This window comes from Enterococcus sp. RTP21361st1_A6_RTP21361_211029, from assembly GCF_040910045.1.
GTDB classification, from domain to species: Bacteria; Bacillota; Bacilli; order Lactobacillales; family Enterococcaceae; genus Enterococcus_D; species Enterococcus_D gallinarum.
In genome coordinates, this window is sequence record NZ_JBDGBK010000112.1 from 1 (window position 1) to 8,916 (window position 8,916).

The following is an 8,916-nucleotide window of genomic DNA, read 5'->3' on the forward strand; positions in this document are numbered from 1 at the left end:
AATGAAGCCCATACCGATTATATTTTTTCAATCGTGATGGAAGAACTTGGCTTGATTCCCTCAATCGTTTTGTTAGGGATTCTCTTTTATATGGTAGGAAGAATGTTTTTGATTGGCATTCGATCAAGAGATTCCTTTAATTCCATGATGTGTATTGGGATCGGGACATTATTTATGTCACAGATCTTTATCAATTTAGGTGGGATCACCGGCTTGATTCCGTTAACGGGGATCACTTTTCCTTTTTTGAGTCAAGGAGGATCAAGTTTGTTAATGTTGTCGATTTGTATCGGCTTTATTTTGAACATTAGTGCAGAAGAAAAGAGGAAACAATATAGTTTGAATTATTGATCAATGGAATGGAGTGGTATGATGAAAAAAGTATTAGTCGCTAATCGTGGAGAAATCGCGATTCGAGTTTTCCGTGCGTGTGCAGAGTTGGGCATCAAAACAGTGGGTATCTACGCTGCAGAAGATGAATATTCAGTCCATCGTTTTAAAGCGGATGAAGCGTATCTTGTCGGAAAAGGCAAGCGCCCCATTGAAGCCTATCTGGACATAGAAGATATTATTCGCACCGCGAAAAAGGCCGGTGCCGAAGCGATTCATCCCGGTTACGGATTTTTATCCGAGAATTTAGCGTTTGCGCAACGCTGTGAAGAAGAAGGCTTGATTTTTATTGGACCTTCGACACACCATCTGGATATCTTTGGCGATAAAATCAAAGCCAAAACAGCTGCAATCGAGGCTGGTATCCAATCCATTCCAGGTTCCGACGGACCCGTCAACACTATTGATGACGTTTTGCTGTTTGCTGAAACCCATGGTTATCCAATCATGATCAAAGCAGCCTTAGGCGGTGGTGGCCGCGGCATGCGGGTCGCTCACGATGAGAAAGAAGCCCGTGAAGGTTACGAACGAGCGAAAAGCGAAGCGAAAGCGGCATTTGGTAGTGATGAAGTCTATGTAGAGAAATACATCAGTAATCCAAAACATATCGAAGTGCAAATATTAGGGGACAGTCATGGCAATGTTGTCCATCTATTTGAAAGAGATTGTTCTGTCCAACGTCGACACCAAAAAGTGGTGGAAGTCGCTCCATGTGTATCAATGAATGCTGCCCAACGAGAAAAAATTTGTCAAGCTGCGGTACAGTTGATGAAACATGTCGGGTATATCAATGCGGGAACCGTAGAGTTTTTGGTAGAAGGAGACAACTTTTACTTTATCGAAGTGAATCCTCGGGTTCAAGTAGAGCATACCATTACTGAAATGATCACTAACTTGGACATTGTAACGACACAAATTTTGATTGCTCAAGGGAAAGACTTGCACAAAGAAATCGGAATCCCGCAACAAAAGGATATCCACTTTGAAGGGGTTGCGATCCAGTGTCGTGTAACGACAGAAGATCCTGCCAATAACTTTATGCCTGATACTGGAAAAATCGATACTTATCGTTCACCTGGTGGTTTTGGCGTTCGGCTAGATGTTGGTAATGCCTATGCTGGCGCCGTTGTAACTCCCTATTTTGATTCATTGCTGGTAAAAGTTTGTACCCATGCAGCGACATTTGATCAAGCGATTCAAAAAATGATGCGCTGCTTGAAAGAATTTCGGGTTCGTGGAGTCAAAACCAATATTCTCTTTATGCGCAATGTTGTTTCTCATCCGCAATTTCGTTCTGGCGAAGCGAAAACGACATTTATTGATAATACTCCTGAATTGTTTGAGTTTCCTCGCATTCGCGACCGCGGAAATAAAACAATGAAATATATCGGTGAGATTACGATCAATGGCTTTCCGGGAATCGAGAAACAAAAAAAACCATTTTATAATGATCCAAGAATTCCGCAACAGATTGAGACATTGCCTGATTTCGTATCGGCTAAAACCATTTTAGATACTCAAGGTGCTGATGGCGTCATTCGTTGGATCAATCAGCAAAAAAATGTTTTACTAACGGATACGACTTTCCGTGATGCGCATCAAAGCTTGCTGGCTACACGAGTTCGTACCCAGGACTTCAAGAAGATCGCTGCGTTGACAGAAGAGGGGATTCCTCAACTATTCTCCAGTGAAATGTGGGGCGGAGCAACGTTTGATGTTGCTTACCGTTTCTTGACAGAAGATCCATGGGAACGGCTGCGTATGTTTCGTAAGAAAATGCCGAACACATTGTTACAAATGCTGTTTCGAGGATCAAATGCGGTGGGATATTCAAATTATCCAGATAATGTGTTAGAAGAATTTATCAAAGAATCTGCTGCGCAAGGAATCGATGTCTTCCGAATTTTTGATAGCTTGAACTGGGTTCCGCAAATGGAAAAAAGCATCCAAGCAGTAAGGGACGCAGGCAAAATTGCAGAAGCAGCGATCTGTTATACCGGAGATATCAATGATCCGACTCGTCAAAAATACTCGATCGATTATTATAAGGATATGGCCAAGGAGTTGCAAAATCTTGGTGCACATATCATTGCGATCAAGGATATGGCAGGATTGCTGAAACCACAAGCGGCGTATCGCTTGATCAGTGAACTGAAAGCGAGTATTGATGTACCAATTCATCTGCACACCCACGACACGAGTGGCAATGGCATCATCACTTACTCTGCCGCAACCAAAGCGGGTGTCGATATTGTCGATGTTGCTATGTCTGCAGTCAGTGGAGCAACTAGCCAGCCAAGTATGAGTAGCCTTTACTATGCGTTAGTCAACGGCGAACGTTGTCCAGAAATTAATGTCGATAATATCCAGCAGTTGAATCATTACTGGGAAGATGTGCGTATGTATTACCATCCTTTCGAGAATGGGTTGAATGCTCCTCAGACAGAAGTGTATAAACACGAGATGCCTGGTGGTCAATATTCGAACCTGCAACAACAAGCAAAAGCAGTGGGACTTGGGGAAAAATGGGACGAAATCAAAGAAGTTTATCATGAAGTCAATATGATGTTCGGTGATATCGTCAAAGTCACGCCATCATCAAAAGTGGTTGGCGATATGGCTCTTTTCATGGTACAAAACGGGTTATCTGAACAAGACATTTATGATAAAGGTGAAACCTTAAGTTTTCCAGAATCAGTCGTTACTTTCTTCCAAGGTGAACTAGGTCAACCAGTCGGCGGTTTTCCAAAAGAATTACAACGGATCATTCACAGAACGTCCTGGTGCGTTTGCTGAACCAGTAGATTTTGAAAAAGTCAAAGCCGAATTAGCAGAAAAGATCGGCTACCAGCCTAAAACAGAAGAAGTATTGAGCTATTTGATGTATCCGCAAGTCTTTTTAGACTACCGAAAAGCATATGAACAGTTTGCCGACGTCAAGGTCCTAGATACACCAACATTCTTTAATGGGATGCGATTAGGTGAAACGATCAATGTTGAACTTGAAAAAGGGAAAATCTTGATCATCCGCTTGGATGAAATCGGCGAACCAGATATTGAAGGCAACCGCACGTTGTTCTTTAACTTGAATGGACAACGTCGGGAGATCTTAGTCAAAGATCATTCGATCATCAGCTCCGTTCAAACAAAACGCAAAGCTGAGCCAACAAATAAAGAACAAATTGGTGCAACGATGTCAGGTTCTGTTCTACAAGTATTAGTCAAAAAAGGGGATCGGGTAGCGAAAGGACAAACCGTTCTAGTAACTGAAGCGATGAAGATGGAAACAGCGATCGAAGCTCGTTTCTCAGGTGTGGTAGAACACGTCTATGTTGCAGAAGGAGAAGCCATCACATCAGGTGATTTGCTGATCGAAATCAAAGAGAAGTAGGAAGTAGGTCTTGAAGATGAAACATAGAGGAATTTTATTTTGCTGCTTGTTTATTTTGGCGCTGGTCGTCGTCTATCTGCAGCCAGTATTTTTTCAGCGGGTTTCTCCTTCAAGACCTCTTTTTGATAATCCTGTAAAAGCGCCTACCAATTTGAATTATGAACCAATCAAAGCAGATGGCTTAGCAAAAGCGATCGGTGAACCTCTTTCTGATTTTGAAGAAGATTTTGGCTCGCCGATACGCACGTATCGCACAGGATATGACTTTGAAGTTCGCGTATACAATCACCTAGATGATCAACAATATCTCGAAATCAACACCGACGGCGAAAGTGTTCAGGCAATCAAAGTGATTGGCCAAGGCGGCGCATCCTTAGCCCCATTTTCGATTGGGATGACAATGACAGATCTTACAGAGCTTACGATGATCTATCCGAATTTTACATTGAGTCAAAATGATCGTTCAGTGAGTTTTGAACTTATGGAACAAGATATGAACTATCGTCCCTTAGTGGCGTTTGACAATGGCACTTTCGCGGTTTTGTTTTTTGATCAAAAGACATCGGAATTAGCAGCAGTCACTTATCTGGATCAAACGACATTATTGAAGCTGTCTCCTTATCAATTAACAGAAGGGGAGCTGCCGCTGTTTCAAGAGTCTCAAACAGTGAACCAAGAAACAGCTGCTCTTGAAAAAGAAACGTTAGCTTTTGTGATCATCCAAAAAATGCGTGATCAAAAAGAGCTGGAAAGTTTTGGGATGGCTTTAGATACTCATAGTGAAGCCAAAGATCTCCTTCAAGAAATCACGGAGAATCTTTCGGATCACTTAACATCTCAACGGATTCATGCCTATCAAAAAGCATTGACAGCAGAACGAACCAGCACCTTCACTCTGACCCAAGAAGAATGGCAGGATATTTTAAAGGAAAAGGAAATTTCAACCGTTTCTTCCATCTTTGAAGCACCTGTCTACGATCCGACATTTACGATTTTATCATGGTATAGTGATCCTTCGGTTTACAATGTTTTATCGAATCAAACCCCTGAGAAGATAGGAATTGCTTTTTCTAAAGCAAATATGGTAGTCTTAATCCAAGAAGATGAGAATGAACACACAGAGGATAGCACATCAGATGATTTATAATGACCATTTATATGCAATTGAAGACCAAATTGAACAATTAATTTCCAGTATCAAGAATAGTCAGTTGTTTCGCTCTTATTGTTACAACAAGAAGGCGATGTACCAAGACCAAGAAGTATTGGGATTAATTGATTCATTTGTACATAAAAAGACCGATTTTGAAAAAATCGCTGCTTATGGCACGTTTGCTCCCGGGTATAAAGAACAGCAGCGGGCATTACGCAAAGCCAAAAGGGCACTTGATTTGAATCCTCAAGTCGGAGAATTTCGACACAGTGAAAACCAGCTGCAAGTCTTGCTTGATGAGATCACAGTGTCGATTGCTGATTGTTTCTCAGAGGAAGTCAAAGTGGACGCTGGAAGTCCTTTTTTTCAATCAAAATCAACATGTGGAGGAAGTTGTCATGCAAGAGGAGACGAAAGAAACGTTTGAGATCCAAAAACGACGGGGACTGATCGTATGGGTCTATAGTTTACGCCAATTAAAAAATTTACGCAGATTCGGATTTGTCCATTATGTGTCACGCAAAATGAAATATGTGGTCATGTACTTGAATGAAGAAGACTATGAAATGAAAAAAAATAAAATCGAACAATTTCATTTCGTACGGCAAGTGGAACCTTCATATCGACCAGATGTTGAGATGAATTTTGCGGAAAAAATCGGCACTGACGCAGCATATCAAGTGAGTGATGATGGATTTGATGTGGAAGAAAAAAATACGACGATTCGACTGGCAGAAAATGTATAACAAAAGTTTGGGTGCCAATCGCACCCATTTTTGTTGCTCAAAAAGATGACGGTCACTGGAATACTTTTTTAAGAAATTATGGAACCTTTGGAGGAACGCATATGCGTGTTGTTGCAGGAGATTATCGAGGAAGAAAATTGAAGAGCTTAAGCGGGGATAATACCCGACCAACCACCGATAAAGTGAAAGAATCGATTTTTAATATGATTGGTCCTTATTTAGATGGCGGCTTGGTATTGGATTTATTTGCGGGCAGTGGCGGATTAGCTATTGAAGCTGTTTCTCGCGGCGCCGCACATGCCATCTGTGTCGATCGCAGTTATCCAGCGATTAAGATTATTCGAGAAAATATTGGCATCACAAAGGAGCCCGAAAAGTTTACTGTTTTAAAAATGGATGCCAAACAAGCCCTAAAAGAATTTGTGGGCACTCAACAGCAGTTCGACTATATTTTTTTGGATCCTCCTTATGCGAAGCAAGAGCTGGTTTTGCAGCTGGAACAAATGGTACAAGCGGATCTTATGGCAACTCATGCGGTCATTGTTTGCGAAACAGCAAAAGAAGTGGATTTGCCAGAGAGGATTGGCACATTGGTCCAAAGTAGACGGCAGGTTTATGGGATTACGGCAGTCACGATTTATAGAAATGAGGGATAAGATGAAGAGAATAGCATTATTTCCGGGCAGTTTCGACCCATTGACTGCTGGTCACGTAGATCTGATCGAACGGGGAGCTTCCCTTTTTGATGAATTGATCATTGGTGTCTTTGTGAATACTAGTAAAGTCAACTTCTTTACCGGTGGCGAAAAAGTGGAATTGATCACTGAGGCACTAGCGCATGTCCCGAATGTTCGCGTTGTTGCGCAAGAGACGGAATTGACCGTTACGGCTGCCAAAAAAATGGGTGCCCAATTTTTACTGCGAGGAATTCGGAGTGTCAAGGATTATGAGTACGAACGAGATATCATGGAAATGAATCACCACTTAGATCCGACGCTCGAAACAGTCTTTTTATTGGCAAATGCCAAATACAGTTATATTAGTTCAAGTTTGCTAAAAGAAATCTTGCATTTCGGTGGCGATGTGGAAGCCTATTTACCACCAAATATTTACCAAGCAATCGTAAAGAAGCGTGATGCTCATGAATCTTAAATCAACCGTTAAATATACCTTATTACTTGTTGCAGCATTAGTAGTTGCCGCCTGTGCCTTTTTACCAATCCCTTATTATATTGAACAGCCTGGGGCAACGATCAATTTGAAAGAACTAATTACAGTCAATGACCAAAAAGATCAAAACGATGGCTCGTTTTCATTGACCAGTGTCGGTATTCGGCAGGCAACCGTTTTTACGGCAATTGGCAGTAAATTTAATCAATTTCAAGACTTGGTTTCTGAAGAAGAACTTTTTGGCGGTGCAACGGATGAAGAGTACAATCGGATCCAACGTTACTACATGGAATCCTCTCAAAATAGTGCCATTGAGCAAGCACTGAAGCTAGCAGATATTCCCTACACAATGAACTATAAAGGTGTTTATGTTATGGGTGTAGAGTCCAACTCTAGCTTCAAAGGAAAAATTTCTGTTGGTGATACAGTAGTAGCTGTCAATGGAAAACGGTTTGACAACAGTCAAGATTTTATTGATTATGTTCAAAGTCAAAAAGTCGGTGATAAGATCCAAGTGACGTATCTCCAAGATGATGTAGAAAAAGAAGCAACCGGATCGCTGATTGAATTGCCATCGAATAAAAAAGCCGGCATCGGCATTTCGTTAGTTGACCATACGGAAATAAGTTCAGATCAAGATATTGTTATTGATGCAGGAAATATCGGTGGGCCATCAGCAGGCTTGATGTTCACATTAGAAATCTACGAACAATTGACGCAGCAAAACCTGCGTAAAGGGCATAATATTGCCGGTACTGGAACGATTTCCAGTGACGGAACCGTTGGCCGCATTGGTGGTATCGATAAAAAAGTAGCAAGCGCAAGTGAAAGTGGTGTAGAAATCTTTTTTGCACCAGAGGATGAAATCACGAAGGAAGAAAAAGAAGTTGATCCTTCGATCAAAACAAATTATCAAGAAGCTTTAGCAGCTGCGAAGAAACTAGGGACTGACATGAAGATCGTACCAGTCTCAAATGTGCAAGATGCACTAGATTATCTCAAAACGCTTAAATAAAAAATTTTACTTAACGAAATAGAAGCAAGAATCCATCAGGAAGCAAGAATCATCAGATAGAAAAACAATTTATCAAGTCAAGATTGTATCCTAACGATCCAATTGTAACGACGGAACAAGTTTTCTAGCATGGAAGAGATCTTGCTTCTTTTTGTCTGGATTTTTTTAATGAAGGTAGGCTGGATGTCATCGGTATGCTATACTTTTAATCAAGGAGTGTGAAGACTGTGGAAATCAAACGACAACAACCAATCGTCGAAGCTTATCATTTCGATATGAAGCCTAAAGACAAAGAAATGGAAACCAAATTGAATGTTGGCTTTGCCCCGTTGAAGGTACAAGATGAAGAGTATATGAAACAAAATAGTATTATTGGCGCCCGCTTGGAATTTCAACTCGTTTTTCCTGAATATGTGCTGTCCGGTCGGGTAGGGCAGGTCAATCACATCTTGAACCGGCAAGTCCGTTCAGGTGAAGACTTAAGCAAAGCGGAGACAGACCGCTTAGTGGAGCCGCTGTTTGATATTATCAAACGCTTAACCTATGAAGTAACAGAAATCATTACCGACAAACCAGGTCTGCAATTGAATTTCAATACTTCAAATGAAGCCTCAGAAACATCAGAATCATCAACAACAGAGGAGTGAGAGATATGTTTGCGAATCAAATGCAGATCATATTATATGTAGAGGACGTGCCCAAATCCGTTGCGTTTTGGCAATCATTGGGATTTGAAATCATTGATGAGCAAACGGCAGATGGGACTTCTATCGTTGAAATAGCACCAAGCAGCGAATCAGATGCTCGTTTTATGCTTTATGATAAAGGCTTTATTGAAGCCCATTCTCCTGAAGTAGCATTGAACTCACCATCGATCATGTTTTTTTCGGAAGATATCACAACGCTTTACAAGAAATTACTAGATACAAATGTAGAAGTTGGCGACCTGATCCAGATGGAAGAACGAATGGTCTTTAATTTTGCAGATCCAGATGGTAATTACTTTGCTGTTTCTGGAAAATAAAAAAAGAGAATTCCCAGTACTTAACTG

Annotated in this window: 9 protein-coding genes and 1 pseudogene; all 10 read left to right on the forward strand. The window is 41.1% G+C overall.

Annotated features, from left to right (window positions below; translation table 11 throughout):
• Window positions 1-351, forward strand: a 351-nt coding sequence (locus tag AB5Z52_RS14815) for an FtsW/RodA/SpoVE family cell cycle protein (RefSeq protein ID WP_368266984.1), incomplete at its 5' end; no start/stop codon positions are given.
• Between the two features lie 21 nt (window positions 352-372).
• Window positions 373-3,781: pseudogene (locus AB5Z52_RS14820) on the forward strand (pyruvate carboxylase).
• Window positions 3,782-3,797: 16 nt separating this feature from the next.
• Complete coding sequence (locus AB5Z52_RS14825; RefSeq protein WP_081132028.1) at window positions 3,798-4,928, forward strand: CAP-associated domain-containing protein; 1,131 nt, start codon at window positions 3,798-3,800, stop codon at window positions 4,926-4,928.
• On the forward strand, window positions 4,918-5,361 hold the full coding sequence (locus tag AB5Z52_RS14830) for a YlbF family regulator (protein ID WP_003126467.1): 444 nt from the start codon (window positions 4,918-4,920) through the stop codon (window positions 5,359-5,361). Before AB5Z52_RS14825 ends, AB5Z52_RS14830 begins: the two co-directional genes overlap by 11 nt.
• Window positions 5,333-5,680 carry a YlbG family protein gene (locus tag AB5Z52_RS14835; RefSeq protein WP_003126468.1) on the forward strand — a complete coding sequence of 116 codons (348 nt, stop codon included), beginning with the start codon at window positions 5,333-5,335 and terminating at the stop codon, window positions 5,678-5,680. Before AB5Z52_RS14830 ends, AB5Z52_RS14835 begins: the two co-directional genes overlap by 29 nt.
• A 101-nt stretch (window positions 5,681-5,781) precedes the next feature.
• Window positions 5,782-6,336, forward strand: a complete 555-nt coding sequence (rsmD, locus tag AB5Z52_RS14840) for a 16S rRNA (guanine(966)-N(2))-methyltransferase RsmD (RefSeq protein ID WP_003126470.1) — start codon at window positions 5,782-5,784, stop codon at window positions 6,334-6,336.
• A gap of 1 nt (window position 6,337) precedes the next feature.
• A complete protein-coding gene (coaD, locus tag AB5Z52_RS14845; protein WP_003126473.1) occupies window positions 6,338-6,832 on the forward strand; it encodes a pantetheine-phosphate adenylyltransferase in 495 nt (164 codons plus the stop codon).
• Window positions 6,822-7,865: a SepM family pheromone-processing serine protease gene (locus AB5Z52_RS14850; protein ID WP_021149767.1), complete on the forward strand. Its 1,044-nt coding sequence runs from the start codon at window positions 6,822-6,824 to the stop codon at window positions 7,863-7,865. Before coaD ends, AB5Z52_RS14850 begins: the two co-directional genes overlap by 11 nt.
• A 227-nt stretch (window positions 7,866-8,092) precedes the next feature.
• Window positions 8,093-8,512 (forward strand): DUF1149 family protein, encoded by a 420-nt coding sequence (locus AB5Z52_RS14855; protein ID WP_005471385.1) that lies wholly within the window; start codon window positions 8,093-8,095, stop codon window positions 8,510-8,512.
• Between the two features lie 5 nt (window positions 8,513-8,517).
• On the forward strand, window positions 8,518-8,889 hold the full coding sequence (locus AB5Z52_RS14860) for a VOC family protein (protein ID WP_137264419.1): 372 nt from the start codon (window positions 8,518-8,520) through the stop codon (window positions 8,887-8,889).
• Window positions 8,890-8,916: the final 27 nt, after the last annotated feature.